Raw genomic sequence first — 26,736 nt, 5'->3', positions numbered from 1 at the left:
GTGGTTGCCGCGGCTGGGAAGCAGCGGGCGGGGCTGGCACACTGCAGGCGGAGTTCCTGCTGAAGGCGTGCGACCATGATGCTGCCCCTGTTTCCTCTCAACACGGTTCTGTTCCCGGGCTGTCTGCTCGATTTGCAGATCTTCGAGGCCCGCTATCTGGACATGATCAGTCGCTGCATGAAGCAGGATAGCGGCTTTGGCGTAGTGTGCATTGTCGAGGGTGAGGAGGTCGGCACTGCAGCCAGCCGCTTTGCTGCTGTGGGCTGCGAAGCGCGGGTGTGTGACTTCCAGCAGCGGCCCAATGGCTTGCTGGGTATCAGGGTCGAGGGCAGACGGCGCTTTCGGGTCGGGCGAGCGCAGGTGTTGCCGGATCAACTGACTATTGCCGAGGTGCAGTGGCTCGACGAGGGTGAGGATCGTCCGCTGCTCGGAGAGCATGCCGAACTGGCGGCACTGCTCGCCGCGCTGGCGCAGCATCCGCTGGTGACAGGCCTGGGGATGTCCGGTTTGGCTGCCAGCCAGTCGCAACTGGCCAATCAGCTTGCCTACCTGCTGCCATTCGAGGCCCAGCAGAAGCAGCAGTTGCTGCAGCTCGACGATCCTCGGCAGCGTCTGGAACGCCTGCGGGCTCTGCTCGACGGCCTGCAGCAGGAGTTTCAGTAGCTATAGCGCAGCAGCGCGGCGGAAAACTGCCAGGTGGCCATGACCCCGAGCAGCGCCAGGCAGGCTGGCAGCACCAGCCACCAGACCCGGGCGGGCAGAGGTTGTAGCGGCGCGGCGCGTTGGCACAGTGTCAGGCATAAGGCGCAGCCAGTGCTTGCCAGCAGAGCGCCGGCAATGATGTCGGTGGGCCAGTGGACGCCCAGGTAAACGCGCGACAGGGCAATGGCCAGCGCCGGCAGGCTGGCGATCACTAGCCAGGCCAGGCGGGTGCGTGCGGCGCTCCCGCGTCCGGCCAGTATCCCCAGCACCAGGAAGAAGGCGAAGGCCGCCGAGCTGTGGCCGCTGGGCATGCTGTAGCTCTCCAGCGGCTGGAGCAGTATCTCCGGGCGGGGGCGCTCCAGCAGATGCTTAAGGGCAGTTGTGACGCAGGCAGCCAGCAGCAGGCTGCTTCCGGCCAATATCCCGGCTTGCCATTGGCGGCAGGCCAGCAGCAGCGCCACCAGCAGCACCCCGGCGGCCAGTTGCAGATTAAAATCGCCAAAGCGGGTGATGAATACGGCGACCGGATCGAGGGGCGCCTGACGTTCTGACTGTAGCAGAGCCATCAAGCCCTGATCGAAGCTGTCCAGTTGGCTGAATCCGGCCAGCAGTGCGGCCAGCGTCATGGCACCCAGCAAAGTGGCCAGGGCGCTGCTCCAGCGCCGCTCGTGCAGACTGGCCTGGATCACCAGCAACAGGCATGTCGCCAGCACGCCGCAGACAATTCCGGCGGCACTCCAGAAGCCTTCCGGCAATGGCAGGCGCAGTGCTGCTCCAGTGGCCCAGCCAGGCAGCAGATAGGCCACGGCCCAGCCGGCAGCGGCCAGCAGGCTGACCAGCATGAAGCGCAGCAGCGGCATGTCGAGCATGCCTGCCACCATTGGCAGCATTGGGCGTAGCGGGCCGATGTAGCGCCCAATCAGCAGGCTCATCACTCCGTAGCGTTGGAAATAGCGCTCTGCCGTCACCAGCCATTGCGGATGCTCGCGTAGTAGCGGTAGTCGCCGGATGTTCTGATGGAAGCACCGCCCCAGCCCGTAGGACAGTGCATCGCCAAGCAGCCCGCCGGCATAGCCCAGCAATAGCACCTGCCACAGTGGCACGGCACCGCTGCCGGCCAGAACCGCCAGGCTGAACAGCAACAGGACACCGGGCACCACAATTCCGGCCACGGCCAGGCATTCCAGGCAGGCGCTCAGGAAAATGGCCAGAGCCAGCCAGTGCGGGTTGCCCTGCAGCCACAGGGTGAGTCCGTCGAACCAGTGCATCATGCTTGCGAGGGCTCCGCTGTCAGCATTCGATAATCACGACCTTCGACCTGGCCGCGACGCAATGGGTTGCGTGTGCAGTGACGGGTGTAGTCGGCATCGACGAAACGGTAAGGCAGATGCTCGTCGCGGCCTTTAGGAATTCCCAGGCGTGCGCACTGGATGATGGCCGCAGGCTGTTCGCCAACGTCCTCGACGAACAGGCGCTTGAGGTCGAAGCGTTGCGCATCCCAGTCCCGTACTTTCAGGCCCAGAGCCCGGCACAGCAGGGTCTGGCCAGCGCACAGGCGCTCGGCTGGCCTGGGTTGGCCGTGGCCGTCCGGATTGTTGCGCTGCATCGTGGCCAGGGCTTCGGGGCCGCTGTGCGCGTCCAGCCAGGGGTAGGCGGATTTGATCAGAACTGCGTTGCCCGGACCATGGGCGCTGAAGTTCAGGGAGTCGCCACCACGGGCGTAGTACATGTAGATATGGCCGCCGTCGGCGAACAGCGCACGGCGCTTTTCGGTGTAGCCGAGTGAGGCATGACTGCCCTTGTCGACCAGATAGTAGGCTTCGGTCTCGATGATGCGGGCGCTGAGCCAGAGTCCGCCGAAGCGGTGGCGGATCACCTTGCCGAGCAGTTCGCGCGCCAGTGTCTGGGCATCGCGGTTGAAAAAGGCGTCAGGCAGTGGTCGAGCTCCGGGCCAGGGTAGATCCGGAGCAAGGGCGACAGGCATGGTTGGTTGCATGGTCTTTCAGCTTGATTCGGAGGCGCGAGCATATCAGTCGGGGCTCTGTAGCTGCATTCGGAGCTAGGCCGCCAGACGCCGCTGGGCGTGGCTCTGCGAGCCGGCTATAATCAGCCCCTTTTTCCATTTCCCAGATCTACTCCGCCATGACCGAGTCCGTGCACGATTACATGTCCCGCCTGGGCCAGGCCGCCCGTCAGGCTTCGCGGGTACTTGCCCGGGCCAGCACCGCGCAGAAGAACCGCGCATTGCTGGCCGCCGCTCAAGCCCTCGACGCCGCCCGCGCCGAGCTGGCTACCGCCAACGAACAGGACCTGGCCGCTGCGCGCGCCAATGGCCTGGCGCCGGCCATGATCGACCGGTTGGCGCTGACTCCGAAGGTGATCGACGGCATGATCGAGGGCCTGCGCCAGGTAGCCACGCTGCCTGACCCGATTGGCGAGATCCAGGACATGCGCTACCTGCCTTCCGGTATCCAGGTGGGCCGTATGCGCGTACCGCTTGGGGTGATCGGCATCATCTACGAATCGCGGCCGAACGTGACCATCGAGGCGGCCAGCCTGTGCCTGAAATCCGGTAACGCCACCATCCTGCGCGGCGGCTCCGAGGCCATCCATTCCAATCAGGCGATTGCCCGCTGCATTCGTCAGGGGCTGGCGGAGGCCGGCTTGCCGGACGCCAGCGTGCAGGTCGTGGAAACCACGGATCGCGCCGCGGTGGGTGAGTTGATCAGCATGCCGGAGTTCGTCGACGTAATTGTGCCGCGCGGTGGCAAGGGGCTGATCGAACGTATCAGCCGCGATGCCAAGGTGCCGGTGATCAAGCATCTGGATGGCGTCTGCCACGTCTATGTGGATATTGCGGCTGACCTCGACAAGGCTATTCGCGTTTGCGATAACGCCAAGACCCAGCGCTATTCGCCGTGCAACGCCATGGAAACCTTGCTGGTGCACCAGGCTATTGCCGAGCGTCTGCTGCCGCCGCTGGCTGCCATCTATCGCGAGAAGGGCGTGGAGCTGCGTGGCGATGCGGCTACCCGTGCGCTGCTGGGTAGTGATGTGCTGGAGGCGAGCGAGGACGACTGGTACGCCGAGTACAACGCGCCGATCCTGGCGATTCGTATCGTCGACTCGCTGGACGCGGCGATCGAGCATATCAATCACTATGGTTCGCAGCACACCGACTCGATCATCACCGAGAGCCTCACGGATGCGCGGCGCTTTCTCACCGAGGTGGACTCCGCCTCGGTCATGGTCAACGCCTCGACGCGCTTTGCCGATGGCTTCGAGTACGGCCTGGGGGCGGAGATCGGTATCTCCACCGACAAGCTGCATGCGCGTGGCCCGGTTGGCCTGGAGGGGCTGACCAGCCAGAAGTACGTAGTATTCGGCGACGGACATATCCGCACCTAGATGAAGCATAGCGACGCCTCTGGCGCCCGAACCCCGTACGCCCGGCGCATTGGCCTGTTGGGCGGAACCTTCAATCCGGTGCATAACGGCCACCTGCGTGCAGCGCTTGAGGTGGCCGAGTTAATGGTGCTGGACGAGCTGCGGCTGGTTCCCAGTGCGCGGCCGCCGCACCGCGAGATGCCGCAGGTCAGTGCCGAGCAGCGACTGGCCATGGTCAAGCTGGCGGTGGCCGATGAATCACGGCTGTCGGTGGACGACCGAGAGCTGCGACGCGACCGGCCGTCCTACACCATCGACACCCTGGAGTCGCTGCGTGCAGAGTTGAGTGCGAGCGATCAGGTATTTCTGCTGCTGGGCTGGGATGCCTTCTGTGGTCTGCCGAGCTGGCATCGCTGGCAGGCGCTGCTGGAACACTGTCATCTGCTGGTGTTGCAGCGGCCGGATGCCGGCAGCGAGGCGCCGGAGGCGCTGCGCGATCTACTGGCGGCACGTAGTGTCAGCGACCCGCTGAGCCTGGCCGGGCCTGGCGGACAGATCAGTTTCATTTGGCAGACACCGCTGGCGATTTCCGCTACGCAGATCCGCCAGTTGCTGGCCACCGGCCGCTCGGCGCGCTACCTGCTGCCGGACGCGGTGCTGGCCTATATTCAGGCGCATCGGCTTTATGCCGTGCCCGAAGCTTGAAGCGCGGCGCTCGAAGGCGCAGCGTCCACCCTATATGAGGCAAATGAGTCGAACATGAGTAAACAGAAAATGCCCAGCGCTGAGCTGGTCAAGATTGCCGTTGCGGCACTGGAAGAAATCAAGGCGACGGATATCACCGTCATCGACGTCAAGGAAAAGACCAGCATCACCGATTTCATGGTTATTGCCAGCGGCAGCTCCGGCCGACAGGTCAAGGCTCTGGTGGACAACGTGCTGGAAAAGGTCAAGGAACAGGGCGTGCGGCCGATTGGCAGTGAAGGTCTGGATGCCGGTGAGTGGGCGCTGCTCGACCTGGGCGACGTGGTGGTGCACGTGATGCTGCCGGCCACTCGCCAGTTCTACGATCTCGAGCGCCTGTGGCAGGGCGCCGAGCAGAGCCGCGCCCAGCACAGCGCCGAGTAAGGTTCGCTCATGCGCATCAGGCTGATTGCCGTCGGCTCGCGCATGCCGCGCTGGGTCGAGGAGGGCTGGCAGGAGTATGTCAAGCGCCTGCCGCCGGAGCTGCCGCTGGAGCTGGTGGAAATCCCGCTGCAGACGCGCGGCAAGAATGCCGACGTTGCCCGGTTAATCCGCCAGGAAGGCGAGGCCATGTTGAGCAAGGTGCAGCCGGGCGAACGCATTGTCACTCTGGAGGTCAATGGCAGGCCATGGAGCACCGAGCAACTGGCTGCCGAACTGGATCGCTGGCGCCTGGAGGCGCGCAACGTCAACCTCATGGTCGGCGGGCCGGAAGGGTTGGCCCCGGAAGTCTGCGCGCGCAGCGAGCAGCGTTGGTCGCTGTCGCCTCTGACCTTGCCGCATCCGTTGGTTCGAGTGTTGCTGGGCGAACAAATCTACCGTGCCTGGACCGTGTTGTCCGGCCATCCCTACCACAAGTGAAGTAGGCACTGCCTGGCGATGCCCCACCAGCCGATTCGCATCAAGGACCACGAGAAAGACGCGCGCGTAGTGCGCGGCCGTGTGCTGATTGGGGTGATGCTCATTGTGCTGCTGATCTGCGTACTGATTGCGCGCATGTACTACCTGCAGGTGATCCAGTACGAGCATCACAGCACCCTGGCGGAGAACAACCGCATTCATGTGCAGCCGCTGCCGCCGACCCGTGGTCTGATCTTCGACCGCAACGGGGTGATCATCGCCGACAACCGGCCCAGTTTCAGTCTGACGGTGACTCGTGAGCGTGCCGGAGACTGGCTCAGCGTGCTTGATACCGTGGTCGAAGTGCTGGAACTGAGCGCTGACGAACGCGAGTTGTTCGAGCGCCGCGTGCGTCAGGGGCGCCGGCCATTTGAGCCGGTGCCGATCCTGTTCGAGCTGAGCGAGGAGCAGATCGCCCGTGTGGCGGTCAACCAGTTCCGCCTGCCAGGTGTGGAGGTGGCAGCACAATTGGTACGCCACTATCCGCAGAGGGAGCATTTCGCTCATTCGGTCGGTTATGTCGGACGTATCAACGAACAGGAGCTGAAGCGCCTGGATCCGACCGACTATGCCGGCACCCACCACATCGGCAAGACCGGTATTGAGCGTTTCTACGAGGATGAGTTGCACGGCGAGGTAGGCTACGAGGAGGTCGAGACCAATGCTCGTGGGCGGGTGCTGCGGGTGCTCAACCGCATTGATCCGAAACCGGGCAAGGACATTGTTCTGAGTCTCGATGTACGCCTGCAGGAGGCCGCAGAGAGTGCCTTGGGTGGTCGACGTGGGGCGGTGGTGGCCATTGACCCGAACACTGGCGAGGTGCTGGCGATGGTCAGCCAACCGAGCTTCGACCCCAATCCCTTCGTTACAGGGATCAGCTTCAAGGCTTACGGCGAGTTGCGTGATTCCATCGATCAGCCGCTGTACAACCGGGTACTGCGCGGGCTTTATCCGCCAGGCTCGACGATCAAGCCGATGGTGGCTGTGGCAGGCCTGGATGCCGGCGTAGTCACACCCACCTCGCGGGTGTTCGACCCGGGCTTCTACCAACTGCCCAACCACAGTCACAAGTACCGCAACTGGAACCGCAATGGCGACGGCTGGGTGGATCTGAACCTGGCGATTGCCCGTTCCAACGACACCTATTTTTACGATCTGGCGCACAAAATGGGCGTGGATCGTTTGCACGAGTACATGAGCCGCTTCGGTCTCGGCCAGCGCGTGGCGCTGGACATGTTCGAGGAGACCGCCGGGCTGATGCCTTCGCGCGAATGGAAGCGGGCCCGTTACCGCCAGCCCTGGTACCCGGGCGAGACGTTGATTCTCGGCATCGGTCAGGGCTACATGCAAACTACGCCACTGCAGCTGGCTCAGGCCACGACACTGATGGCCACCCGTGGCAAGTGGATTCGCCCGCATCTGGCCAAGAGTATCGATGGTCGCCGTCCGGTGGACGAGAATCCGCTGCCGGATATCGTGCTGCGTGATCCGAAGTTTTGGGACTACGGTATCCGCGCTATGGAGGAAGTCATGCACGGTGCTCGCGGTACGGCACGCAAGGTGGGTGAGGAGGCGGCCTACCGTATTGCCGGCAAGAGTGGTACGGCGCAGGTGGTGGCCATCAGGCAGGGCGAGAAGTATGACCGCAACAAGCTGCAGGAGCGTCATCGCGATCATGCCCTGTTCGTTGCTTTTGCTCCGGTGGAAAACCCGCAGATCGCGGTGGCGGTGATGGTGGAAAACGGCGAGTCTGGTTCCGGGGTCGCCGCACCGGTGGTCAAGCAGGTGATGGATGCCTGGCTGCTGGATGACAACGGGCAGCTCAAGGCCCAATTCGCCAGTTCACCTGCCAATGCCGAGGTTACCCAGCGATGAAGAGCAATTTCGACCGGGTGCTGTCCGACGAGGATGTGCTGCGCCGCCGTGCCAGTCTGCTGCAGCGTCTGCACCTCGATGGCTGGCTGCTGCTGTTGCTGCTCATGCTCGGCGCCGGCGGTTTGTTCATCCTCTATTCGGCCAGTGGCAAGAATGTGGATCTGCTGCTCAAGCAGGCCTCCTCTTTCGGTATCGGCATGGCCGCTGTGGTGGTGATTGCCCAGCTCGATCCACGTTTTATGGCGCGTTGGGTGCCGCTGGCCTATGTGATCGGCGTCGCTTTGCTGGGGGTGGTTGAGGTAATGGGGCACACGGCGATGGGGGCCACGCGCTGGATCAACATTCCCGGGGTGATCCGCTTTCAGCCCTCGGAACTGATGAAAATCATCATGCCGATGACCATTGCCTGGTACCTGTCCCGGCACAGCCTGCCGCCGAGGTTCAAGCATGTGCTGATCAGTCTGGCGATGATCGGCGTGCCTTTCGTGCTGATCGTCAAGCAGCCGGATCTGGGCACTTCGCTGCTGATTCTTGCTTCTGGCGCCTTCGTTGTTTTTATGGCCGGGCTGCAGTGGCGCTGGATTGCTGGCGCGGCGGCTGCGGTGGTGCCGATTGCCGTGGGCATGTGGTACTTCGTCATGCATGACTACCAGAAGCGCCGGGTGCTGACTTTCCTCAATCCGGAAAGTGACCCTCTGGGTGCGGGCTGGAACATCATTCAGTCGAAAGCTGCCATCGGTTCCGGCGGAGTGCTGGGCAAGGGCTGGCTGCTGGGTACTCAGTCGCACCTGGACTTTTTGCCGGAAAGCCATACGGACTTTATCATCGCCGTGCTGGCTGAAGAGTTCGGGCTGGTTGGTGTCTGTTTGTTGCTGTTGTTGTATTTGCTGTTGCTCGCGCGTGGTTTGGTAATTACCGTCCAGGCTCAGTCGCTGTTTGGCAAGCTGCTGGCCGGAGCGCTGACCATGACCTTTTTCGTCTATGTCTTTGTCAATATCGGGATGGTCAGTGGGTTGCTGCCAGTCGTAGGGGTGCCGTTGCCGTTCATCAGCTATGGGGGTACTCATCTGGTGACGCTGTTGGCCGGCTTTGGAGTTTTGATGGCGATCCATACCCATAGAAAGTGGATCGCCCAGGTTTGATCGGGAGTTTTGAATCGATGCATGCATTGCGCAGTTGGGCGGCTCGAACGCTGCTGGGGATTGGCCTGGCCGGTGCGTTGGGTACCGCTGCCCAGGCCGTGGCGGCCGACTATCAGGGGGCGCCGCAGGTGGCCGAGTTCATCGACGAACTGACCCGCGACTACGGCTTTGCCAGCGAGCAGTTGCAAGGGCTGTTTGCTGAAGTGGAGCGCAAGCAGGCGATTCTCGACGCCATTTCGCGTCCGGCGGAAAAGGTCAAACCGTGGAAGGATTACCGGCCGATCTTTATCACCGACAAGCGCATCAGCCAGGGAGTGGAATTCTGGAGCCGCAACCAGGCTGCGCTGGAGAAGGCCGAGGCCGAATATGGTGTGGCACCTCAGTTCATTGTCGCCATCATCGGTGTGGAAACCTTTTATGGCGGCAATACCGGTAGCTGGCGGGTAATGGATGCCTTGTCGACCCTGGCTTTCGACTATCCGCCGCGTGCGCCGTTCTTCCGCAAGGAGCTGCGCGAGTTTCTGCTGTTGGCCCGTGAGGAACAGGTCGACCCGCTCTCGCTCAAGGGTTCTTATGCCGGCGCCATGGGACTGCCGCAGTTCATGCCCAGCAGCTTCCGGGCCTATGCCGTGGATTTCGACGGCGATGGACGCATCAATATCTGGAGCAACCCGACCGATGCCATTGGCAGCGTCGCCAGCTATTTCAAACGCCACGGCTGGCAAGCAGGCGGCCAGGTGGCCAGTCGTGCCGAAGTCAGCGGCGAGCGGGTCGATGAAGGGCTGACCCAGGGGCTTGATCCGGTAAAGAGCGTTGCTGAGCTGCGTGAGCTGGGCTGGCGCAGTGCCGATGTACTGGCCGATGAGACACCGGTCACGGCGTTTCGTCTGGAAGGTGCTGAAGGTGACGAATACTGGTTCGGTCTGCCCAACTTTTTCACCATCACCCGTTACAATCGCAGCGTGATGTACGCCATGGCCGTCAATCAGCTGGCCGAGGCGCTGGTCGAAGCACGGGGTAAGCAATGACTGTGTCCAAACTCATGCCGCTGGCTGCCCTCCTGGGTGCCACCCTGCTGCTGGTGAGCTGTTCCAGCAATCGCCCGGCGCAAAGTACCGTTGCGCCTAACCAGGGCGGCTCGATCTCCGGTCCAAGCGATTTCAGCCGGCCGCACCAGGATGGCGCGCCCTGGTGGGATGTGGACGTGTCGAAGATTCCGGATGCCATCCCCATGCCGCACTACGGGCCGGTCAAGGCCAGTCCCTACGTGGTGTTCGGCAAGCAGTACTATCCGATTCAGGATGCCCGTCGCTATGTCGCGGTGGGCCCGGCCTCCTGGTACGGTACCAAGTTCCATGGCCAGGCCACTGCCAACGGTGAAACCTACGATCTGTACGGTATGACCGCTGCACACAAGACTCTGCCGTTACCCAGCTACGTACGGGTGACCAATCTGGAGAATGGCAAGAGCGTGATTCTGCGGGTCAACGACCGTGGGCCGTTCTACTCTGATCGCATAATTGACCTGTCCTTTGCGGCGGCCAAGAAGCTTGGTTATGCCGAGAAGGGAACCGCACAGGTGCGGGTCGAGGGTATTGATCCGCACGAATGGTGGGCTCAGCAGGGGCGGCCAGTGCCGATGGTGCTGGCCAATGCGCAGCCAGCCAAGGCGATGGTCGCCGAGCCGGTGGCCAAGGCGATACCACAGGTGGTCGAACAGTACTCGCCGCCGCCCGAGCAGCATGCCGCGGCCATCCTGCCGGTACAGGTGGACGTAAAAAAAAACGATTCACTCGCAGCCTCTGGCCTGTATCTCCAGGTGGGAGCCTTCGCCAATCCGGACGCTGCGGAGCTGCTCCGGGCCAAGCTGAGCCAGACTACCAGTGTCCCGGTATTCGTCAGCTCAGTGGTACGCAACCAGCAGATCCTGCATCGCGTACGTCTCGGGCCGCTGAGCAATCAGGGCGAGGCTGAGCAGCTGCAGAGCAGCGTCCGCCTGGCTAACCTGGGGCAGCCGACTCTGGTACAGGGTGACTAACTGGCAACTTAAGCGTTTTTTACCGGACTAACTTCCTGGCCTGCTCGGGCAGGCCAGTCGATGACCCTGAGGGGTCGCTCAACTCAAGCAACACATTTTCGAGAGACGGATGAACATCACCAGCTTCGCGCAACGTGCTTTCTTCTTCCTGGGTCTGTTGACTGCTCCGCTCGTCGGAGCCAGCCAGCAAGTGATCCCCGCGCCGCCGCAACTGGCGGCGACATCCTATGTGCTGATGGACGCGGCCAGCGGCCAGGTGCTGGTGGAAAGTAACGGTGACCAGCGTCTGCCACCGGCCAGCCTGACCAAGCTGATGACCGCCTATATCGCCACGCAGGAGATCAATCGCGGCCAGATCAAGGAAACCGACATGGTGCGCGTCAGCGAGAAGGCCTGGCGCATGGGCGGCTCGAAGATGTTCATCGAGGTTGGCAAGGAAGTCTCGGTGAACGACCTGCTGCACGGCATCATCATCCAGTCCGGCAACGATGCCAGTGTCGCCATTGCCGAGCACATCGCTGGTAGCGAGGACGCCTTTGCCGACATGATGAACACCCATGCCCGGCGCCTGGGGATGACCAACACGTTCTTCGTCAACTCCACCGGCTGGCCGGATCCGGATCACTACTCCTCGGCACATGACATGGCCAAGCTGGCTCGCGCAATCATCTTCGATGATCAGGAGCACTACGCCATCTACAAGCAGAAGGAGTTCCTCTGGAACGGTATCAAGCAGCCCAATCGCAACCTGCTGCTGTGGCGCGACAGTACCGTTGACGGGCTGAAGACCGGTCATACCGAGGAGGCCGGTTACTGCCTGGTGGCCTCTGCCGTGCGTGACGGCCAGCGACTGATCGCCTCGGTGTTCGGTACCGTTAGTGAGCAGGCGCGGGCGGCCGAGGTGCAGAAGCTGCTGACCTATGGTTTCCGCTTCTTCGAGAGTCGCACCTTCTACCAGAAGGGCGCTGAACTGGCTCAGGCAATCGTTTGGAAGGGCCAGGCTTCGCAGGTCAAGGCCGGTCTGGCCGAGGATTTGACCCTGACCATGCCCAAGGGGCAGTTGGAGAAATTGCAGGCGAGCATGGTGCTGGAGCCGCAACTGGTGGCGCCTATCCAGCAGGGCGACGTGATTGGCAAGGTCGAGGTTCGACTCGGTGACGAGGTGGTGCGCAGTACTGACCTGGTTGCGCTGGAAACTGTCGAGGAGGGCGGCCTGCTGCGCCGTCTGTGGGACAGCATCCGCCTGTTCTTCTACGGCCTGTTCAACTAGAGAGCCACGACACGAGCCGGCCGCTTGCCATGGGCGGCCACCGGAGGACGGGCCGTGGGCCCGCATGAGATATGAGTGATAGCGACATTCAAGCGCCGAAGATCGAGTTTCCCTGCGATCGCTACCCGATCAAGGTGATCGGTACTGCTGGCGAGGGCTTTTCCGAGCTGGTCATCGAAGTAATCCGCCGCCACGCCCCGGATCTGGACAGCTCTACCCTGATGATGCGTGACAGCCGCAACGGCAACTTTTTGTCGGTACAGGTACTGATCACCGCCACCGGGGTTGAACAGTTGCAGGCCATCCATGCTGACCTGCGTGCCACCGGGCGCGTGCATATGGTGCTCTAGTGGCGTCGCTGATCGTTCGCCATCTGGGCCTGGTCGACTACCAGCCGACGCTGGAAGCCATGCGTCGGCTGACCCGTGAGCGTGATGAGCAGACGCCGGACGAGATCTGGTTGCTGCAGCATCCGCAGGTGTTCACCCAGGGCCAGGCCGGCAAGGCCGAGCATCTGCTGGCGCCGGGCGATATTCCGGTGGTGCAGGTCGAGCGCGGCGGCCAGGTGACCTACCACGGCCCCGGCCAGCTGGTGGCCTATCTGATGCTCGATTTGCGCCGCCTGGATCTGGGCGTGCGCGAGCTGGTCACCGCGATGGAGCAGAGTCTGGTCGATCTGCTGGCTGGTTACGGCATCGTTGCAGCACCCAAGGCCGATGCTCCAGGGGTCTATGTCAATGGCGACAAAATCGCCTCGCTGGGACTGCGGGTCAGCCGCGGCTGTTCCTTCCATGGCCTGGCGCTGAACGTAGACATGGACATGACCCCCTTCCTGCGCATCAATCCTTGCGGCTACGCCGGGCTGAAGATGGTACAGATGAAGGATTTGCTGAACAGTCCGGTCTCGCTGGACGAGGTGGCTCAGCGCCTTGAGCAGGCGTTGCGGAATCGCCTGGGTTACAGCGCCGGTTGAGGCGCAAATGAAGAGCCCCGCCGGAGCGGGGCTCTGTGCAATGGTTACTTCTTCAGACCGTAGCTCTCGTCGAGCATGCCCGGGCCATCGCTTTTCGGCGCATAGTCTTTGGGCATCTCGTAGTTCTTTGGCGGAGTCAGGCGCTCGCGCTTTTCTCCTGTATCAACGCTATTGAGCGTGGCCAGCAGACGCTGTCGGGTCAGTTCGTCCAGGGCCAGACGGTTGGCGCCGTCTGACAGGTGCTCCTGGACCTCCTGGTAGCTCTGGGTGAGCTTCTTCACCAGGCTGGCGGTGGTATTGAAGTGAGTTACCACTTCGTTCTGGTAGGCCTCGAAGCGTGCCTGCATTTCGTCCATCTGCCGCTGGCTGCGTCCCGGTGCTGCATTGGGTGCCAGTCGGGCGAGGAGAAAGCCCACGGCGATGCCGACCACCAGGGTCAGGGCGGGTATCAACCAGGCAGTAAGTGTCTGTTCCACGAGTCCTTCCTCTCAAAACGGCTTTGCTTTACGTTAGCGGCTTGAGCCTGCGCTGTATACGGTCCGGAGTGATTCGGCGCCGGCAGCACCCGGCTGCGAATGCGCACAATCGGCTCGGAATGGAGGTTTACACCGCGTAAACTCCCTTTCCTCGCTTTGCCATCGGGCTGCCGGTTGGGCTGCCCTTGGCGGCGCAGGATTTTCTGTGTTCACGTCTGCTTTGCAGGCAGTCTGCTAGACGAGTCGACCCGTTACGGGGTCACGGAGTTCAGTGTTGCTCAGTCGCGAAACCCCCGTTTTCATTCCAGGTCCACAGGGCCAGCTGGAAGCCCTCCATCTCGAAGTGCCGGCCGCCCGTGGTGTGGCGCTGGTTTGTCATCCCAATCCGGTGCAGGGCGGAACCATGCTCAACAAGGTGGTCTCAACCCTGCAGCGCACCGCGCGCGACTGCGGTTATCACACCTTGCGCTTCAACTATCGCGGTGTGGGTGCCAGTGCCGGTAGTCATGACATGGGCAATGGCGAGGTGGATGACGCCGAGGCGGTGGCCGACTGGTTGCGGGAGCGCTATCCGGACTTGCCCGTAACCCTGCTTGGTTTTTCCTTCGGTGGTTTCGTTGCCGCCGCGTTGGGCGGCCGGCTGGAGGCCCGAGAGCGGGTTCCGCAGGCTCTGTTCATGGTGGCACCTGCCGTGCACAGGCTGACTGCAGACAATCCGCCGGCCAGCCGCTGTCCGCTAGTTGTGATTCAGCCGGAAGACGACGAAGTGATCGAAGCTCAGGCCGTTTACGACTGGTCGGCCGGCCTCGGGCGTGCCCACGAGCTGCTGAAAGTGGCAGAATGCGGCCACTTTTTTCATGGCCGGCTGACGGATCTGAAAGAACTTCTGCTGCCGCGCCTGTAAGTTTCCGATCCTTTGCGTACGAATTCAGGCAAACCTCATGACAACCCGTATTCTTACCGGTATCACCACTACTGGCACTCCGCATCTGGGCAACTACGCCGGTGCCATCCGTCCGGCCATTGCTGCCAGCCGCGATCCGCAGGCTGACTCTTTCTACTTTCTGGCCGATTACCACGCGCTGATCAAGTGCGACGACCCGGCGCGTATCCAGCGCTCGCGCATGGAGATCGCTGCCACCTGGCTGGCCTTGGGGCTGGATACCGACAAGGCGACCTTCTATCGCCAGTCCGATATCCCCGAGATTCCCGAGCTGTGCTGGCTGCTTACCTGTGTCGCCGGCAAGGGCCTGCTCAACCGTGCCCACGCCTACAAGGCTTCGGTGGACAAGAACGTCGAGGTCGGTGAAGACCCGGACGCGGGTGTCACCATGGGCCTGTTCAGCTATCCGGTGCTGATGGCTGCTGACATCCTGATGTTCAATGCGCAGAAGGTGCCGGTTGGTCGTGACCAGATCCAGCACGTAGAGATGGCCCGCGACATCGGCCAGCGCTTCAATCACCTGTTCGGCAAGGGGCGTGAGCTGTTCGTCCTGCCCGAGGCGGTGATCGAGGAAAACGTGGCTACACTGCCGGGCCTCGACGGCCGCAAGATGAGCAAGAGCTACGACAACACCATCCCGCTGTTTGGCAGCAGCAAGCAGCTCAAGGATGCAGTCGCGCGGATCGTCACCGATTCGCGTGCGCCGGGCGAGCCGAAAGACGCCGACAGCTCGCACCTGTTCAGCCTCTACCAGGCCTTCGCAACTCCGGAGCAGCAGGCAGGGTTCCGAGCTGATCTGGAGGGCGGATTGGCCTGGGGCGAAGCGAAGAACCGTCTGTACCAGTTGCTTGAAGACACCCTGGGTGAGGCGCGTGAGCGCTACAACACGCTGATTGCCAAACCGGCCGACCTGGAGGACATCCTCCTCGCCGGTGCCGCCAAGGCGCGCAGGATTGCCACGCCTTTCCTTGGTGAGCTGCGTGAGGCAGTGGGCCTGCGCTCGTTCCGTGAGCAGGTGCAGGTGGCCGGTAGCGAGAAGAAAAAGGCAGCCAAGAGTGCGCGCTTCGTCAGTTTTCGCGATGAAGACGGCAGCTTCCGTTTCCGGCTGCTGGACGCCAGTGGCGAGCAGTTGCTGCTGTCGAAATCCTTTGCCGATGGAAAAACCGCTGGTCAGGCCAGCAAGCGCCTGCAGTCTGGTGAAACGCTGGATGTGCGCAGTGAGGGACTGGGTTTCACGGTCTGGATTGATAACCAGGCAGTCGCCTCCAGTCCCGAGTTTGCCGATGCGATGGCACTGGAGGTGGCCATCGCTCGTCTGCGCGAAACGCTGGCTGTGCAGGACTGACCCGTGGTTCCCGCCGGACGAGCATCCGTCCGGCGTGCCCCGATTGCCATTCAGCGGGGGCGTCGCTAAAGTGTCGCCCCCGTTTTTAGTTGCCCGGCTAACGAATCATGACTCCTCTCGAGCGCTATCAGGCCGACCTCAAGCGGCCGGAATTCTTCCATGATGCGGCCCAGGAAAACGCCGTTCGCCATCTGCAGCGTCTGTATGACGATCTGCTCGCGCGCGAGCGGGGCAAGTCCGGGCTGCTGGGCAAGCTGTTCGGCAAGAAGCCGCAGGAGCCGGTCAAGGGCCTGTACTTCTGGGGTGGCGTAGGCCGTGGCAAGACCTATCTGGTCGATACTTTCTTCGATGCGCTTCCCTTCGAGCAGAAGATGCGTACGCACTTCCACCGCTTCATGAAGCGCGTGCACGAGGAGATGAAGACTCTCAAGGGAGAGAAGAACCCGCTGACCATTATTGCCCGGCGCTTTGCCGACGAGGCGCGGGTGATCTGTTTCGACGAGTTCTTCGTATCCGACATCACCGATGCGATGATCCTTGCCACCTTGCTGGAGGAGCTGTTCAACAACGGCGTCTCGTTGGTGGCCACCTCCAACATCGTGCCGGACGGTCTTTACAAGGACGGCCTGCAGCGCGCCCGCTTCCTGCCGGCGATTGCTCTGCTCAAGCAGCACACCGAGATCGTCAACGTCGATAGCGGCATTGACTATCGTTTGCGTGCGCTGGAGCAGGCCGAGCTTTATTACACGCCGTTGGGCCCGGAAGCCGATGCCAGTCTGGAAAAGAGCTTCCGCAGTCTGCTGCCGGAGAAGGTCGTTATTCGTGATAACGATGTGCTGCTGATCGAGAATCGCGAGATTCGAGCGCGCAAGGTGGCCAGTGACGTGGCTTGGTTCGAGTTCCGCGAGCTTTGTGATGGGCCGCGCAGCCAGAACGATTACATCGAGCTGGGTAAGATCTTCGGTGCAGTGATGCTCTCCAATGTCGAGCAGATGGGCGTGGCCAAGGATGATATGGCGCGGCGCTTTATCAACCTGGTGGACGAGTTCTACGATCGCAACGTCAAGCTGATCATTTCCGCCGAAGTGGAACTCAAGGATCTCTACAGCGGCGGGCGGCTGAACTTCGAGTTTCAGCGAACCCTCAGCCGTCTGCTTGAGATGCAGTCGCACGAGTTCCTCGCCCGGCCGCACCGTCCCTGACGGCGGCGCGGCAGTGCGGCCGTTTCAGGCGCCGCTGTCCTTGTGGCGGAACTGGCGACGATACTGGTTGGGTGACAGTTCGGTGTGCTGGCGGAACAGCCGGGCGAAGAAGCTGGCATCGTCATAACCCACTTCGTAGCTGATTGTCTTGATGCTTTTGCGGGTGGACGAAAGCAGGCTCTTGGCCGTTTCAATGCGCAGTCGTTGCAGGTAGTGCAGCGGTTTGTCGCCAGTAGCGGCCTGGAAGCGGCGCATGAAGTTGCGAATGCTCATGCCATGCTCGCGGGCTACGTCCTCGAAGCGGAATTTATCGGCGTAGTGCTCCTCCAGCCACTGCTGGATCTGCAGTATGGCAACGTCCTGATGCAGTTTTTGTCCGCCGAAACCAAGGCGCCCGGGGGTGTAGCTGCGCTGCACCTCGTAGAGGATGTCGCGGGCCACGCCCTGTGCCACGCCGGCGCCGCAATAGCGCTCTATCAGGTAGATGTAGAGATCGCACGCCGAGGTGACGCCGCCGGCGCAGTAGAGGTTGTCGGCGTCGGAGATGTGCTTGTCCTGATTCAGGTTTACGCGCGGAAAGCGCTCGGCGAACTCCTGGAAGAAACGCCAGTAGGTGGTCGCCTCCTTGCCGTCCAGCAGGCCGGCTTCGGCCATCCAGAATACCCCGGTGGCTTCACCGCAGATGGCCGTACCGGCGGCGTGACGCTCGCGCAGCCAGTCCAGAATCTGCGGATGGCGCCGGCTTAAGGTGTCGAAGTCGTCCCAGAAGGGCGGCAGGATGATTACGTCACAGGGCTCCAGTGCGGCATCGACTGGAACCCGGACCGTGCTGAAGCTGTTCACGGGCTGTCCGTCAGGGCTGACCAGAAGGATCTCGAAAGGGGGTTCGTGGCCGAGCCCCTGTTGTCTGGCATAGCGGATGCCTGCCATGTGAAAGAAATCCTTGGCTTGCATCAGGGTGGAAGCAAAGACACCGTCGGTAGCGAGAATGCTGACGCGTCGCAGGGGGGCGCTGGGCTGGGGGATCACCATAGGTATTGTTCTTATTCAAGGCTAAGTGGTCATGCAGCGGCTGGATCGTCTTATTTTTTGGCGCTTGTGTCCAGTGTGACCAAGCGTTTGCTTGGCTAAAGTCAGGGCCTGACTTTTTTGGCCTGACACAGGTAGCGCCATGATCCCCAGAACCCTATTCAGTTCCGATCACGAGTTGTTTCGCGACAGTGTGCGCAAGTTCTTCGAGCAGGAGGCGGTGCCTTACCACGCTCAGTGGGAGAAGGATGGCCACATCGATCGTGCCCTGTGGAACAAGGCAGGCGAAGCGGGGCTGCTCTGCTCGCACATTCCCGAGGAATACGGCGGTATGGGCGCCGACTTCCTCTACAGTACCGTGGTCATCGAGGAGCAGGCGCGTCTGGGGCTGACCGGGGTCGGCTTTTCCCTGCATTCCGACATCGTTGCGCCCTACATCCTCCATTACGGCTCGGAAGAGCAGAAGCGCCACTATCTACCCAGGCTGGTCAGTGGCGAGCTGGTTACTGCCATCGCCATGACCGAGCCGGGCACCGGTTCCGATTTGCAGGGGGTGAAGACCACCGCCGTGCTGGATGGCGACGAGTATGTGATCAACGGTTCCAAGACCTTTATCACCAACGGCTGGCTGGCCGACCTGGTGATAGTCGTGGCCAAGACCGATCCCAGGGCCGGCGCCAAGGGCATCAGTTTGTTCCTGGTGGAAGCCGGCACGCCGGGCTTTTCCAAGGGCAAGCGTCTGGAAAAGGTCGGCATGAAAGCTCAGGATACCTCCGAGCTGTTTTTCCAGGATGTACGTATTCCCAAGGCCAATTTGCTCGGCAGAGAGGGCATGGGCTTCGTCTACCTGATGCAGGAACTGCCGCAGGAGCGTCTGACCGTGGGGGTCGCGGCACTGGCATCGGCCGAGGCAGCGTTGAAGTGGACGCTCGATTACACCCGCGAACGCAAGGCTTTCGGGCGTGCTGTGGCGGACTTCCAGAACACCCGTTTCAAGCTGGCGGAAATGGCTACTGAAATCCAGGTTGGCCGGGTATTCGTCGACCGCTGTCTGGATCTGCATCTGAACAAAAAACTCGATGTGCCGACTGCGGCAATGCTCAAGTACTGGGGAACCGACCTGCAGTGCAAGGTGATCGACGAATGCGTACAGCTGCATGGCGGCTACGGCTTTATGTGGGAGTACCCTATCGCTCGAGCCTGGGCCGACTCGCGGGTGCAGCGTATTTATGCCGGCACCAACGAGATCATGAAGGAAATCATCAGCCGCTCGCTGTAAGCACGACTGCTGCGAAAGAAAAGCCCGGTATCTACCGGGCTTTCTCGTTCAGGGGGCCGGGTTCGGCTGCGCCTTGTGAATCGCCTCGATGCCGGCGAGCACCTCTTCAGAGAGCTTCAGCTCGGCGCTGGCCAGGTTGCTGTTCAGTTGTTCCAGGCTGGTGGCTCCGATGATGTTGCTGGTCACGAAGGGCTGCGCGGTAACAAAGGCCAGTGCCATCTGAGCCGGATCCAGGCCGTGTTCTCGGGCCAGGCTGACGTAGCGAGAGCAGGCCGCCTCCGCCTGCGGGTTGGTATAGCGGGAGAAGCGGCTGAACAGGGTAATGCGGGCGCTGGCCGGGCGGGCGCCGTCTTCGTACTTGCCGCTGAGCATGCCGAAGGCCAGTGGCGAGTAGGCCAGCAGGCCGCATTGCTCACGGATCGCCACTTCCGCCAGGCCCACCTCAAATGTGCGATTGAGCAGGTTGTAAGGATTCTGGATCGAGACTGCCCGCGGCCAGCCGCGGCTTTCAGCCAATTGCAGGAACTTCATGGTGCCCCAGGGCGTTTCGTTGGACAGGCCGATGTGACGGATCTTGCCGGCGCGCACCTGCTCGTCGAGCACTTCCAGGGTTTCCTCCAGCGGGGTGAACTCCGTCTCCTGGTGGCGGTAGCCGAGCTGGCCGAAGAAGTTGGTTGGACGCTCCGGCCAGTGCAGCTGGTAGAGGTCAATCCAGTCGGTCTGCAGGCGCTTGAGGCTGGCGTCCAGTGCGGCGACGATGTGCTTGCGGTCGAACTTCAGCTGTCCATCGCGGATGTGACTGATGCCGTTGCCGGGGCCGGCGACCTTGCTCGCCAGGATCCAGTCAGCACGGTCACCGTGTTGGCGGAAGTAGTTGCCGATGATTTGCTCGGTGCGGCTGTATGTTTCGGCGCGAGGTGGTACCGGGTACATCTCGGCGGTGTCGATGAAATTGATCCCGCCGGCCTTGGCGCGCTGAATTTGGGCGAAGCCCTCGGCCTCGCTGTTCTGTTCTCCCCAGGTCATGCTGCCCAGGCACAGGGCGCTGACTTTCAGGTCGGTGCGGCCGAGCTGACGGTATCGCATTGAATACTCCTCGTTGACTGCAGGTGAAGGGTTCACATCAAAGCAGGTTGCTATTTTCGCTGCAATCGGCATAATTTCGCAGCTCTCGACGCGGGAATGCCTAGCTCGCCAAGAGAGAAGGTGGGGATGCCTAGTCCACCGAACCCTCCGCCGTAGCGGACGCGCTGACCCGAGCCCCCGATAGCGTCTGTTTCCGGCCGTCTTTGACTTGTCAAAGCAAGCACCATTCAGTAAGATCCGCCGTCTTATTTTCAGGGCGGCCCCTGAGGCTATAGCGAATGAAGACTTTTACTGCAAAACCGGAAACTGTTAAGCGCGACTGGTATGTCGTCGACGCTGCAGGCCAGACCCTGGGTCGTCTGGCCACCGAGATCGCAAGCCGTCTGCGCGGCAAGCACAAGCCCGAGTACACCCCTCACGTCGATACCGGCGACTACATCGTCGTCATCAATGCCGAGCAGGTTCGTGTCACTGGCGCCAAGTCTAGCGACAAGAAGTACTACTCCCACTCCGGTTTCCCGGGCGGCATCAAGGAAATCAGCTTCGAGAAGCTGATCGCTCGTGCCCCTGAGCGTGTGATCGAGACCGCGGTTAAAGGCATGCTGCCGAAGAATCCGCTGGGTCGCGACATGTACCGCAAGCTGAAGGTGTACAAGGGTGCTACTCACCCGCACACTGCCCAGCAGCCCCAAGAACTGAAGATTTAACGGAATAGTTCACTATGTCGGCGACTCAAAATTACGGCACTGGCCGTCGTAAGACCGCAACCGCTCGCGTATTCCTGCGTCCGGGTACCGGTAACATCTCCATCAATAATCGCAGCCTGGACAACTTCTTCGGTCGCGAAACTGCTCGCATGGTCGTACGTCAGCCGCTGGAGCTGACCGAGACTGTCGAGAAGTTCGACATCTTCGTCACCGTTGCCGGTGGTGGTGTCAGTGGTCAGGCCGGTGCCATCCGTCACGGCATCACCCGCGCTCTGATCGAGTATGACGAAACTCTGCGCAGCCCGTTGCGTAAGGCCGGTTACGTCACTCGTGACGCCCGTGAAGTCGAGCGTAAGAAGGTTGGTCTGCGCAAGGCGCGCAAGCGTCCGCAGTACTCCAAGCGTTAATTTCGACTACGCTTGCAAAGGCGCCCAGTTTCCTCACGGAGCTGGGCGTTTTTTATGGTGGCGCGGAAGTTGTGCGACAACGTGCCGCAGCTGCGCAAGGCGCGTGCGACAAGGGTTTCGCCGAAGGGGTGGCGGGTAATTACCTTGTCAGAAAAGGGGCTTTTCTTTACCATTTGGCGAATTTTTTGCGCGGCCCGATTTTTATTTAGTAGAGGCCTGAACAACAGGCCACAAAGCTGATGGGAGACGACTGAATGAGCAATGACGGCGTGAATGCAGGCCGGCGTCGCTTTCTGGTTGCAGCCACCTCTGTGGTGGGTGCGGCAGGAGCGGTAGGTGCTGCGACTCCGTTCGTGGGGTCATGGTTCCCCAGTGCCAAGGCCAAGGCGGCCGGGGCACCGGTGAAGGTGAACGTCAGCAAGATCGAGGCGGGTCAGCAGATGGTTGCTGAGTGGCGCGGTCAGCCGGTATTCATCGTGCGCCGTACCGAGGAGATTCTGGCGAACCTGAGCAAGATAGAAGGTAGCGTGGCCGATCCCGAGTCAGCCGCGTCCGTGCAGCCGGAATACGTCGACAAGAAGACTCGTTCGATCAAGCCGGAATTGCTGGTGCTGGTTGGTCTGTGCACTCACCTGGGTTGCGCACCGTCCTTCCGTCCGGAAGTGGCGCCGGCCGACCTAGGCCCGGACTGGGTCGGCGGCTATTTCTGTCCCTGCCACGGTTCCCGTTACGACCTCGCAGGCCGCGTGTACAAGGCGCAGCCGGCTCCGCTGAATCTGCCGGTGCCGCCGCACAGCTACGAGACGGATGATGTGATCATCATCGGTGTGGACCAGGAGAACGCCTGATGAGCAAATTCATGGAATGGGTGGATGCGCGCTTCCCGGCCACCAAGATGTGGGAAGACCATCTCTCCAAATACTATGCACCGAAGAACTTCAACTTCTTCTACTTCTTCGGCTCGCTGGCCCTGCTGGTGCTGGTCAACCAGATCCTTACCGGCATTTGGCTGACCATGAGCTTCGAGCCGTCCGCCGAAGGCGCCTTCGCTTCCGTCGAGTACATCATGCGTGACGTCGAATACGGCTGGATCCTGCGCTACCTGCATTCCACCGGTGCTTCCGCGTTCTTCATCGTGGTGTACCTGCATATGTTCCGCGGCCTGCTCTACGGCTCCTACCAGAAGCCCCGCGAGCTGGTGTGGATCTTCGGCATGCTGATCTACCTGTGCCTGATGGCGGAAGCCTTCATGGGTTACCTGCTGCCCTGGGGGCAGATGTCCTACTGGGGTGCCCAGGTGATCATTTCGCTGTTCGGTGCCATCCCGGTGATCGGTGATGACCTGACCCAGTGGATCCGTGGTGACTACCTGATTTCCGGGATTACCCTGAACCGCTTCTTTGCCCTGCACGTGATCGCTCTGCCGATCGTTCTGCTCGGCCTGGTTGTGCTGCATATTCTCGCGCTGCACGAAGTCGGTTCGAACAACCCGGACGGCGTCGAGATCAAGAAGAATAAGGACGAGAACGGCGTTCCGCTGGATGGCATTCCGTTCCACCCGTACTACACCGTTAAAGATATCGTCGGTGTCGTGGTCTTCCTGTTCGTGTTCTGCTTCGTGGTGTTCTTCTTCCCTGAGATGGGCGGTTACTTCCTCGAGAAGCCGAACTTCGAAGCAGCCAACCCGTTCAAGACCCCTGAGCACATCGCTCCGGTTTGGTACTTCACCCCCTTCTACGCAATTCTGCGTGCGGTACCGGACAAGCTGCTCGGCGTTATCGCCATGGGCGCCGCCATCGCCGTGCTGTTCGTGCTGCCATGGCTCGACCGTAGCCCGGTCAAGTCGATGCGTTACAAGGGATGGCTGAGCAAGATCTGGCTGCTGGTATTCTGCATCTCCTTCGTCATCCTCGGCGTACTGGGCGTGCTGTCTCCGACCCCGGGTCGTACCCTGCTGTCGCAGATCTGCACAATCCTGTACTTCGCGTATTTCATCCTGATGCCGTTCTACACCAGGATGGAGAAGACCAAACCGGTTCCGGAAAGGGTGACTGGCTGATGAAAAAGCTCTTCGCTGCATTTGTATTCGCTGCGCTGCCGGCGCTGTCCATGGGGGCTGCCAGTGACTATCCGCTGGACAAGGTCGATATCGATCTGACCGACAAGGCTGCCATGCAGGACGGTCTGCGTACCTTCGCCAACTACTGCATGGGTTGCCACTCGGCCCAGTACCAGCGTTATGAGCGTGTTGCCGACGACCTCGGCATCCCGCACGAGGTCATGCTGGAGAACGTCGTATTCAATGATTCGAAGATCGGCGACCACATGAAGATCGGCATGACGCCGAATGACGCCAAGGCCTGGTTTGGTGCTGCTCCGCCCGACCTGACCCTGGTGGCGCGTGTTCGCGGTACCGACTGGTTGTACACCTACCTGCGTACTTTCTACGAAGATGAGAAGCGTCCGCTGGGTGCCAACAACAAGCTGTTCCCGAACGTCGGTATGCCCAACGTGCTGGTCGGCCTGCAGGGCCGTCAGGTGATCGGCTGCAAGCAGGTGCAAGTGGTTGAAGACGGCAAGAAGCAGTATGACCCGCTGACTGGTGCGGCGATTACCGCTGAGTCGTGCGATCAGCTCACCGTTGTGCCGAACACTGGCAAGCTGAGCGAGGCTGAGTTTGACGAGAAGGTGAAGAACCTGGTGACCTTCCTCGCTTATTCGGCCAACCCGGTCAAGCTGGAATCTCAGCGCATCGGTACCTACGTGCTGCTGTACCTGGCCTTCTTCTTCGTGTTCGCCTACCTGCTCAAACGCGAGTACTGGAAGGACGTTCACTGAGTCGTTCCGTAACCTGCGCACCCTTTAGGGCGCGCAGGTGCTTCTACCCTGCCATTTCGTTGCCGCTCCAGCGGAGTTACGGCAGCGGCATCTGAAAATTGCTGCGGCAATTTTTCGTGTTTCTGAAAAGCCGAAAGCGAGGAGGATCGCCATGGCGGTGACCAATCGGTTGACCTGCTATTCCGACCCCGCCGATCACTATTCCCATCGTGTGCGCATGGTGTTGGCCGAGAAGGGCGTCAGTGTCGAGATAATCGACATCGAGGCCGGGCAGTGTCCGCCGAAGCTGGCCGAGCTCAATCCCTACGGCAGCCTGCCTACTCTGGTTGATCGAGACCTGGTTCTGTACGAACCGGGCGTGGTGATGGAGTACCTGGACGAGCGCTATCCGCATCCGCCGTTGCTGCCGGTCTATCCGGTGGCGCGTGCCAACAGCCGTCTGCTGATGCATCGCATCCAGCGCGACTGGTGTGTTCTGGTTGACCGGATTCTTGAGCCGCGCAGCAAGGAGAGCGAGCGTCAGCAAGCACGTAAGGAGCTTCGCGAGAGCCTGAGTGGCGTCTCGCCGCTATTTGCCGAAAAGCCGTTCTTCCTCAGTGATGAGCTGAGCCTGTTGGACTGTTGCTTATTGCCCATCCTTTGGCGCCTGCCGTTGCTGCAGATTGAGTTGCCGCGTCAGGCCAGGCCGTTGCTTGAGTATATGGATCGGCAGTTTTCTCGTGCCAACTTCCAGGCGAGCTTGTCTGCAGCCGAGCGCATCATGCGCTGAATTTTGGAGAATGCCATGAATTCCAGTCGTCCCTATCTCGTTCGTGCCCTCTATGAATGGATTGTCGATAACGATTGCACTCCGCACTTGCTGGTTAATGCCGAATATCCGGGCGTACAGGTACCGGCCGGGTTTGCCAGTGATGGCCAGATCGTGCTGAACGCATCGCCCAGCGCGGTGCGTCATCTGCATATGGACAATCAGGCGGTGAGCTTTGAGGGGCGTTTTGGCGGCGTGGCCCACAGTCTGTACATCCCTGCCGAAGCCATCATGGCTATCTATGCGAGGGAAAACGGCCAGGGCATGGTTTTCGACATGGAGCCGCCCCTTGCCGGCGGGTCGCAAGAGTCCGGTCCGGAGGATGACGGCCCAGGTGGTAACGAGCCGCCACGCCCCAGTGGCCGGCCCAGCCTCAAGGTGGTCAAATAAGGCTCGTGGAGTACAGGTTGTGAACGAAAAACGGGCGCCATTGGCGCCCGTTTTTTATTTCGCAGTTGGCTTCAGTTGGTGTATTCGAAAAGTCGTACGACCTTCTGCACCCCGGATACGCCCTGAACGACGCGAGTGGCGGCGTTGGCTTCCTCACGGCTGATCACGCCGAGCATGTAGACGATGCCGTTTTCGGTGATGACCTTGATGCGAGTGCTCGGCACATTGCTGTCAGCGAGCATCTGGGTTTTGATCTTGGTAGTCAGCAGCGAGTCGTTGCTGCGTGCCAGTAGTGAGGAGGGCTGCTGCACCTGCAGTTCGTTGTAGATCCGCTTCACGCCTTGCACGCGGCGGGCGGTCTGAGCGGCTAGATCCTTCAGTTCGCTGCGTGGTGTCTGGCCGGCCAGCAGGATGACGCCGTTGTAGCTGGTAACGACAATTCGGGAGGTCGGGCTGGACAGATCTGCATGAGCCTTGCTGATCTGCGAGGCAACATCCGGGCCGAGGAACTGGTCGTCGATCTTGTTGCCGATGCTGCGGTTACCGCAGCCGGCCAGGCTCAGCATCAGGGTCAGGATGGTTAGAATTAGGGCGCTGCGCTTCATTCTTCACTCCCAAACAGTTGGCTGTCGATCAGGTCGCACAGGCAGTGGATGACCAGCAGGTGGACTTCCTGGATGCGTGCGGTGATTTTGGACGGTACGCGAATCTCTACATCTTCCGGCAGCAGCAGCGAGGCCATGCCGCCGCCGTCGCGGCCGGTGAGGGCTACTACGGTCATCTCGCGGTCGTGGGCGGCCTGGATGGCCTGGATGACGTTGGCCGAGTTGCCGCTGGTGGAGATCGCCAGCAGCACGTCGCCAGGTTGGCCGAGTGCCCGGATTTGCTTGGAGAACACCTCGTTGTAGCTGTAGTCATTGGCGATCGAGGTGATGGTCGAGCTGTCAGTGGTCAGGGCGATGGCCGGCAGGCTGGGTCGTTCACGCTCGAAACGGTTGAGCAGCTCCGAGGAAAAGTGCTGAGCATCGCCGGCCGAGCCGCCGTTCCCGCAGGCGAGGATTTTCCCTTCATTGAGCAGCGCCTGAACCATCACCATGCTGGCATGCTCGATGTAGGGGGGCAGGACTTCCATTGCCTGCTGCTTGGTTTCGATGCTGGCTTGGTAGAGCTGGCGGATTCGGAATTGCATGTCCAT

Annotated in this window: 30 protein-coding genes; 23 read left to right on the top strand and 7 right to left on the bottom strand. The window is 61.3% G+C overall.

Features of this window, described 5'->3' with window-relative positions:
• The first annotated feature begins 75 nt into the window (after positions 1–75).
• Positions 76–663 (top strand): LON peptidase substrate-binding domain-containing protein, encoded by a 588-nt coding sequence (locus NCCP436_RS09150; RefSeq protein ID WP_220803680.1) that lies wholly within the window; start codon positions 76–78, stop codon positions 661–663.
• On the opposite strand, the gene NCCP436_RS09145 is transcribed toward NCCP436_RS09150, so the two are convergent.
• Positions 657–1,973 (bottom strand): bifunctional DedA family/phosphatase PAP2 family protein, encoded by a 1,317-nt coding sequence (locus NCCP436_RS09145; protein ID WP_220803679.1) that lies wholly within the window; start codon positions 1,971–1,973, stop codon positions 657–659. The two genes, NCCP436_RS09150 and NCCP436_RS09145, sit on opposite strands and share 7 nt — an antisense overlap.
• Positions 1,970–2,686 (bottom strand): DNA-3-methyladenine glycosylase, encoded by a 717-nt coding sequence (locus NCCP436_RS09140; protein WP_220803708.1) that lies wholly within the window; start codon positions 2,684–2,686, stop codon positions 1,970–1,972. The genes NCCP436_RS09145 and NCCP436_RS09140 overlap by 4 nt, the downstream gene beginning before the upstream one ends.
• A gap of 158 nt (positions 2,687–2,844) precedes the next feature.
• Here NCCP436_RS09140 and NCCP436_RS09135 point away from each other — a divergent pair, with 158 nt between their 5' ends.
• From NCCP436_RS09135 to lipB, 11 genes are all read left to right on the top strand, one after another.
• Positions 2,845–4,110 (top strand): glutamate-5-semialdehyde dehydrogenase, encoded by a 1,266-nt coding sequence (locus NCCP436_RS09135; RefSeq protein ID WP_220803678.1) that lies wholly within the window; start codon positions 2,845–2,847, stop codon positions 4,108–4,110.
• On the top strand, positions 4,111–4,794 hold the full coding sequence (gene nadD / locus NCCP436_RS09130; RefSeq protein ID WP_220803677.1) for a nicotinate-nucleotide adenylyltransferase: 684 nt from the start codon (positions 4,111–4,113) through the stop codon (positions 4,792–4,794).
• Positions 4,795–4,863: 69 nt separating this feature from the next.
• Positions 4,864–5,217 carry a ribosome silencing factor gene (gene rsfS, locus NCCP436_RS09125; protein ID WP_259651473.1) on the top strand — a complete coding sequence of 118 codons (354 nt, stop codon included), beginning with the start codon at positions 4,864–4,866 and terminating at the stop codon, positions 5,215–5,217.
• Positions 5,218–5,226: 9 nt separating this feature from the next.
• Positions 5,227–5,694: a 23S rRNA (pseudouridine(1915)-N(3))-methyltransferase RlmH gene (gene rlmH / locus NCCP436_RS09120; RefSeq protein WP_220803675.1), complete on the top strand. Its 468-nt coding sequence runs from the start codon at positions 5,227–5,229 to the stop codon at positions 5,692–5,694.
• Positions 5,695–5,712: 18 nt separating this feature from the next.
• Positions 5,713–7,608: a penicillin-binding protein 2 gene (gene mrdA, locus NCCP436_RS09115; protein WP_220803674.1), complete on the top strand. Its 1,896-nt coding sequence runs from the start codon at positions 5,713–5,715 to the stop codon at positions 7,606–7,608.
• A gap of 38 nt (positions 7,609–7,646) precedes the next feature.
• A complete protein-coding gene (gene rodA, locus NCCP436_RS09110; RefSeq protein ID WP_220803707.1) occupies positions 7,647–8,750 on the top strand; it encodes a rod shape-determining protein RodA in 1,104 nt (367 codons plus the stop codon).
• A gap of 17 nt (positions 8,751–8,767) precedes the next feature.
• Entirely contained in the window at positions 8,768–9,778 is a 1,011-nt protein-coding gene (gene mltB, locus NCCP436_RS09105) for a lytic murein transglycosylase B (protein WP_220803673.1), read from the top strand.
• Positions 9,775–10,788, top strand: coding sequence for a septal ring lytic transglycosylase RlpA family protein (locus tag NCCP436_RS09100; protein WP_220803672.1), 1,014 nt, complete (start codon positions 9,775–9,777; stop codon positions 10,786–10,788). The genes mltB and NCCP436_RS09100 overlap by 4 nt, the downstream gene beginning before the upstream one ends.
• 109 nt (positions 10,789–10,897) lie before the next feature.
• Entirely contained in the window at positions 10,898–12,058 is a 1,161-nt protein-coding gene (locus NCCP436_RS09095) for a D-alanyl-D-alanine carboxypeptidase family protein (RefSeq protein ID WP_220803671.1), read from the top strand.
• Between the two features lie 71 nt (positions 12,059–12,129).
• Positions 12,130–12,408, top strand: coding sequence for a DUF493 domain-containing protein (locus NCCP436_RS09090; protein ID WP_220803670.1), 279 nt, complete (start codon positions 12,130–12,132; stop codon positions 12,406–12,408).
• Positions 12,408–13,031 (top strand): lipoyl(octanoyl) transferase LipB, encoded by a 624-nt coding sequence (gene lipB, locus NCCP436_RS09085; RefSeq protein WP_220803669.1) that lies wholly within the window; start codon positions 12,408–12,410, stop codon positions 13,029–13,031. Before NCCP436_RS09090 ends, lipB begins: the two co-directional genes overlap by 1 nt.
• A gap of 44 nt (positions 13,032–13,075) precedes the next feature.
• Here the strand turns inward: lipB and NCCP436_RS09080 are convergent, their stop codons facing one another.
• Positions 13,076–13,507 carry a YhcB family protein gene (locus tag NCCP436_RS09080; RefSeq protein WP_220803668.1) on the bottom strand — a complete coding sequence of 144 codons (432 nt, stop codon included), beginning with the start codon at positions 13,505–13,507 and terminating at the stop codon, positions 13,076–13,078.
• Positions 13,508–13,781: 274 nt separating this feature from the next.
• On the opposite strand from NCCP436_RS09080, the gene NCCP436_RS09075 reads away from it, so the two are divergent.
• From NCCP436_RS09075 to zapE, 3 genes are all read left to right on the top strand, one after another.
• Positions 13,782–14,411, top strand: a complete 630-nt coding sequence (locus tag NCCP436_RS09075) for an alpha/beta hydrolase (protein WP_220803667.1) — start codon at positions 13,782–13,784, stop codon at positions 14,409–14,411.
• Between the two features lie 37 nt (positions 14,412–14,448).
• Positions 14,449–15,795: a tryptophan--tRNA ligase gene (locus NCCP436_RS09070; RefSeq protein WP_220803666.1), complete on the top strand. Its 1,347-nt coding sequence runs from the start codon at positions 14,449–14,451 to the stop codon at positions 15,793–15,795.
• A gap of 107 nt (positions 15,796–15,902) precedes the next feature.
• Positions 15,903–16,997 (top strand): cell division protein ZapE, encoded by a 1,095-nt coding sequence (gene zapE, locus NCCP436_RS09065; RefSeq protein WP_220803665.1) that lies wholly within the window; start codon positions 15,903–15,905, stop codon positions 16,995–16,997.
• Between the two features lie 24 nt (positions 16,998–17,021).
• On the opposite strand, the gene NCCP436_RS09060 is transcribed toward zapE, so the two are convergent.
• A complete protein-coding gene (locus NCCP436_RS09060; RefSeq protein WP_220803706.1) occupies positions 17,022–17,927 on the bottom strand; it encodes a GlxA family transcriptional regulator in 906 nt (301 codons plus the stop codon).
• Positions 17,928–18,168: 241 nt separating this feature from the next.
• Between NCCP436_RS09060 and NCCP436_RS09055 the strand changes: the two genes are divergently transcribed.
• Entirely contained in the window at positions 18,169–19,305 is a 1,137-nt protein-coding gene (locus NCCP436_RS09055; protein WP_220803664.1) for an acyl-CoA dehydrogenase family protein, read from the top strand.
• Between the two features lie 48 nt (positions 19,306–19,353).
• Here NCCP436_RS09055 and NCCP436_RS09050 read toward each other — a convergent pair whose 3' ends face one another.
• Positions 19,354–20,391: an NADP(H)-dependent aldo-keto reductase gene (locus NCCP436_RS09050; protein WP_220803663.1), complete on the bottom strand. Its 1,038-nt coding sequence runs from the start codon at positions 20,389–20,391 to the stop codon at positions 19,354–19,356.
• A gap of 278 nt (positions 20,392–20,669) precedes the next feature.
• On the opposite strand from NCCP436_RS09050, the gene rplM reads away from it, so the two are divergent.
• From rplM to NCCP436_RS09015, 7 genes are all read left to right on the top strand, one after another.
• Positions 20,670–21,098, top strand: a complete 429-nt coding sequence (gene rplM / locus NCCP436_RS09045; protein WP_220803662.1) for a 50S ribosomal protein L13 — start codon at positions 20,670–20,672, stop codon at positions 21,096–21,098.
• A 14-nt stretch (positions 21,099–21,112) separates the two neighbouring features.
• Positions 21,113–21,505: a 30S ribosomal protein S9 gene (gene rpsI / locus NCCP436_RS09040; protein WP_220803661.1), complete on the top strand. Its 393-nt coding sequence runs from the start codon at positions 21,113–21,115 to the stop codon at positions 21,503–21,505.
• A gap of 254 nt (positions 21,506–21,759) precedes the next feature.
• Positions 21,760–22,353, top strand: a complete 594-nt coding sequence (gene petA / locus NCCP436_RS09035; RefSeq protein WP_220803660.1) for a ubiquinol-cytochrome c reductase iron-sulfur subunit — start codon at positions 21,760–21,762, stop codon at positions 22,351–22,353.
• Positions 22,353–23,564 (top strand): cytochrome bc complex cytochrome b subunit, encoded by a 1,212-nt coding sequence (locus NCCP436_RS09030; RefSeq protein ID WP_220803659.1) that lies wholly within the window; start codon positions 22,353–22,355, stop codon positions 23,562–23,564. The genes petA and NCCP436_RS09030 overlap by 1 nt, the downstream gene beginning before the upstream one ends.
• Complete coding sequence (locus NCCP436_RS09025) at positions 23,564–24,343, top strand: cytochrome c1 (protein ID WP_220803658.1); 780 nt, start codon at positions 23,564–23,566, stop codon at positions 24,341–24,343. Before NCCP436_RS09030 ends, NCCP436_RS09025 begins: the two co-directional genes overlap by 1 nt.
• A 151-nt stretch (positions 24,344–24,494) precedes the next feature.
• Positions 24,495–25,112 carry a glutathione S-transferase N-terminal domain-containing protein gene (locus NCCP436_RS09020; RefSeq protein WP_220803657.1) on the top strand — a complete coding sequence of 206 codons (618 nt, stop codon included), beginning with the start codon at positions 24,495–24,497 and terminating at the stop codon, positions 25,110–25,112.
• A gap of 15 nt (positions 25,113–25,127) precedes the next feature.
• Complete coding sequence (locus NCCP436_RS09015) at positions 25,128–25,541, top strand: ClpXP protease specificity-enhancing factor (RefSeq protein ID WP_220803656.1); 414 nt, start codon at positions 25,128–25,130, stop codon at positions 25,539–25,541.
• 71 nt (positions 25,542–25,612) lie between these two features.
• Here NCCP436_RS09015 and NCCP436_RS09010 read toward each other — a convergent pair whose 3' ends face one another.
• The gene (locus NCCP436_RS09010; RefSeq protein ID WP_220803655.1) at positions 25,613–26,146 is read right to left on the bottom strand and encodes a BON domain-containing protein; all 534 of its coding nucleotides are present in this window, start codon (positions 26,144–26,146) and stop codon (positions 25,613–25,615) included.
• A complete protein-coding gene (locus NCCP436_RS09005; RefSeq protein ID WP_220803654.1) occupies positions 26,143–26,736 on the bottom strand; it encodes a phosphoheptose isomerase in 594 nt (197 codons plus the stop codon). The genes NCCP436_RS09010 and NCCP436_RS09005 overlap by 4 nt, the downstream gene beginning before the upstream one ends.

This window comes from Pseudomonas sp. NCCP-436 (assembly GCF_019656335.1).
Classification (GTDB): Bacteria; Pseudomonadota; Gammaproteobacteria; order Pseudomonadales; family Pseudomonadaceae; genus Aquipseudomonas.
The sequence above is the reverse complement of the archived record's forward strand: the minus strand, read 5'-3'. Positions and strand labels throughout refer to the sequence as shown.

What these genes read in the sequence shown, in the direction of transcription:
- NCCP436_RS09135 (WP_220803678.1), top strand. Translation starts at nt 2,845, where the DNA reads ATGACCGAGTCCGTGCACGATTACATGTCCCGCCTGGGCCAGGCCGCC.
- mrdA (WP_220803674.1), top strand. Translation starts at nt 5,713, where the DNA reads ATGCCCCACCAGCCGATTCGCATCAAGGACCACGAGAAAGACGCGCGC.
- NCCP436_RS09010 (WP_220803655.1), bottom strand. Translation starts at nt 26,146, where the DNA reads ATGAAGCGCAGCGCCCTAATTCTAACCATCCTGACCCTGATGCTGAGC.
- NCCP436_RS09020 (WP_220803657.1), top strand. Translation starts at nt 24,495, where the DNA reads ATGGCGGTGACCAATCGGTTGACCTGCTATTCCGACCCCGCCGATCAC.
- NCCP436_RS09090 (WP_220803670.1), top strand. Translation starts at nt 12,130, where the DNA reads ATGAGTGATAGCGACATTCAAGCGCCGAAGATCGAGTTTCCCTGCGAT.
- NCCP436_RS09015 (WP_220803656.1), top strand. Translation starts at nt 25,128, where the DNA reads ATGAATTCCAGTCGTCCCTATCTCGTTCGTGCCCTCTATGAATGGATT.
- zapE (WP_220803665.1), top strand. Translation starts at nt 15,903, where the DNA reads ATGACTCCTCTCGAGCGCTATCAGGCCGACCTCAAGCGGCCGGAATTC.
- rpsI (WP_220803661.1), top strand. Translation starts at nt 21,113, where the DNA reads ATGTCGGCGACTCAAAATTACGGCACTGGCCGTCGTAAGACCGCAACC.
- NCCP436_RS09050 (WP_220803663.1), bottom strand. Translation starts at nt 20,391, where the DNA reads ATGCGATACCGTCAGCTCGGCCGCACCGACCTGAAAGTCAGCGCCCTG.
- petA (WP_220803660.1), top strand. Translation starts at nt 21,760, where the DNA reads ATGAGCAATGACGGCGTGAATGCAGGCCGGCGTCGCTTTCTGGTTGCA.
- NCCP436_RS09025 (WP_220803658.1), top strand. Translation starts at nt 23,564, where the DNA reads ATGAAAAAGCTCTTCGCTGCATTTGTATTCGCTGCGCTGCCGGCGCTG.
- NCCP436_RS09005 (WP_220803654.1), bottom strand. Translation starts at nt 26,736, where the DNA reads ATGGACATGCAATTCCGAATCCGCCAGCTCTACCAAGCCAGCATCGAA.
- NCCP436_RS09070 (WP_220803666.1), top strand. Translation starts at nt 14,449, where the DNA reads ATGACAACCCGTATTCTTACCGGTATCACCACTACTGGCACTCCGCAT.
- NCCP436_RS09030 (WP_220803659.1), top strand. Translation starts at nt 22,353, where the DNA reads ATGAGCAAATTCATGGAATGGGTGGATGCGCGCTTCCCGGCCACCAAG.
- NCCP436_RS09060 (WP_220803706.1), bottom strand. Translation starts at nt 17,927, where the DNA reads ATGGCAGGCATCCGCTATGCCAGACAACAGGGGCTCGGCCACGAACCC.
- NCCP436_RS09150 (WP_220803680.1), top strand. Translation starts at nt 76, where the DNA reads ATGATGCTGCCCCTGTTTCCTCTCAACACGGTTCTGTTCCCGGGCTGT.
- rplM (WP_220803662.1), top strand. Translation starts at nt 20,670, where the DNA reads ATGAAGACTTTTACTGCAAAACCGGAAACTGTTAAGCGCGACTGGTAT.
- nadD (WP_220803677.1), top strand. Translation starts at nt 4,111, where the DNA reads ATGAAGCATAGCGACGCCTCTGGCGCCCGAACCCCGTACGCCCGGCGC.
- NCCP436_RS09055 (WP_220803664.1), top strand. Translation starts at nt 18,169, where the DNA reads ATGATCCCCAGAACCCTATTCAGTTCCGATCACGAGTTGTTTCGCGAC.
- NCCP436_RS09145 (WP_220803679.1), bottom strand. Translation starts at nt 1,973, where the DNA reads ATGATGCACTGGTTCGACGGACTCACCCTGTGGCTGCAGGGCAACCCG.
- NCCP436_RS09100 (WP_220803672.1), top strand. Translation starts at nt 9,775, where the DNA reads ATGACTGTGTCCAAACTCATGCCGCTGGCTGCCCTCCTGGGTGCCACC.
- rlmH (WP_220803675.1), top strand. Translation starts at nt 5,227, where the DNA reads ATGCGCATCAGGCTGATTGCCGTCGGCTCGCGCATGCCGCGCTGGGTC.
- NCCP436_RS09095 (WP_220803671.1), top strand. Translation starts at nt 10,898, where the DNA reads ATGAACATCACCAGCTTCGCGCAACGTGCTTTCTTCTTCCTGGGTCTG.
- rsfS (WP_259651473.1), top strand. Translation starts at nt 4,864, where the DNA reads ATGCCCAGCGCTGAGCTGGTCAAGATTGCCGTTGCGGCACTGGAAGAA.
- NCCP436_RS09140 (WP_220803708.1), bottom strand. Translation starts at nt 2,686, where the DNA reads ATGCCTGTCGCCCTTGCTCCGGATCTACCCTGGCCCGGAGCTCGACCA.
- mltB (WP_220803673.1), top strand. Translation starts at nt 8,768, where the DNA reads ATGCATGCATTGCGCAGTTGGGCGGCTCGAACGCTGCTGGGGATTGGC.